This is a genomic window from Vibrio sp. OPT46, from assembly GCF_015163535.1.
Classification (GTDB): domain Bacteria; phylum Pseudomonadota; class Gammaproteobacteria; order Enterobacterales; family Vibrionaceae; genus Vibrio; species Vibrio alginolyticus.
This window is the reverse complement of record NZ_JADDYG010000732.1, coordinates 1-1,030: the sequence shown is the minus strand read 5'-3', so window position 1 is coordinate 1,030 and position 1,030 is coordinate 1. Positions and strand designations below refer to the sequence as shown.

Here is a 1,030-nt window from a genome sequence, read left to right as displayed (position 1 = left end):
TGAACGTTAAAGTACGTTTGCTCTAAGGAGTGAGCAAACGCATGAAGTGAGGATTCTAATGACTGAAGTTTTCGTATGACTGGCACACTGTGTAGTGACTTGGACACTCTTCTTCTCTCTCTATCATTTTGGATTGATTTGTTTCAACCCGCTTAGAGCCCCTTTGAGAATAGGTTGCCACCTTATCAAGGAAACCTCTATCGTTAAAAACAAAGTCAACATACTCTTCATACATCGGCAACCCAATTTTATTTTCCCAATATCTATAAGTAACTACTCTACCCCATGGGAAACTTTGGGTTAGTTGGGGCTCACCGAATATCTTAAATAGTTCAGTTTCAGTAGTTAACCCAGGATCAACTAAGTATGCTGGATTATTAGGGATTCTTGTACCACCAGCACCATATTCACCAGTAAAACCAAATACTGGATCAAGACTATCATTTTGAGCACAACCGAAAAGGGAGGCGCTCAACATTACAGCTAACATTAATTTCTTATTCATCATCTTTTCGTTTCGTCATGATATTGAGGGTTTGTTTTACAAAACTAAAATCAGGTACAACTGGCATAAATGCCGCTCTCATATACTGTCGAACTGTTCGATGTATTGAGAACAAGAACCGCCCAATAAAACTATCTATTTCCGATTCATTTAGTTCTTTGTATGTCACCTTAATTTGGAATATTGAGGCGACTACCACGACGCACACTACTGGAATTAACCAGTTAGGAACGAGTGTGTAGTACATATTCAACCCCCAAAAAATAGCCGCTATAACACCAAGTAATGGAAGAAGAGCAATTGCAGCAACCATAGGAAGCCTCCTGTTGTTTTATAATAGGTTACAGCATATACAATTTAAAATCCAATTCCTAAATTCATATCAGTGTCAACCTCTTGTTTAACTTTTTCGTCTACTTGTTTGCACTTGTCTTTTACTGGTCCAGAAAGCTTATTGAGAATTTCATTATTCACAGATGTATCTATAGTGAACTCATTAACTATATTACCAAGCTTGGCTTTAAC

At 37.6% G+C, this 1,030-nt stretch carries 2 protein-coding genes; both read right to left on the bottom strand.

The genetic code is table 11. The features are described 5' to 3' along the window. Window positions 1-55: 55 nt before the first annotated feature. Window positions 56-508 (bottom strand): hypothetical protein, encoded by a 453-nt coding sequence (locus tag IQR33_RS26650; protein WP_138058892.1) that lies wholly within the window; start codon window positions 506-508, stop codon window positions 56-58. Next, complete coding sequence (locus tag IQR33_RS26645; RefSeq protein ID WP_025633960.1) at window positions 498-818, bottom strand: hypothetical protein; 321 nt, start codon at window positions 816-818, stop codon at window positions 498-500. The genes IQR33_RS26650 and IQR33_RS26645 overlap by 11 nt, the downstream gene beginning before the upstream one ends. Window positions 819-1,030: the final 212 nt, after the last annotated feature.

Excerpts from the sequence above, each read along its gene's own strand:
- IQR33_RS26650 (WP_138058892.1), bottom strand. The coding sequence starts at position 508 with ATGATGAATAAGAAATTAATGTTAGCTGTAATGTTGAGCGCCTCCCTT.
- IQR33_RS26645 (WP_025633960.1), bottom strand. The coding sequence starts at position 818 with ATGGTTGCTGCAATTGCTCTTCTTCCATTACTTGGTGTTATAGCGGCT.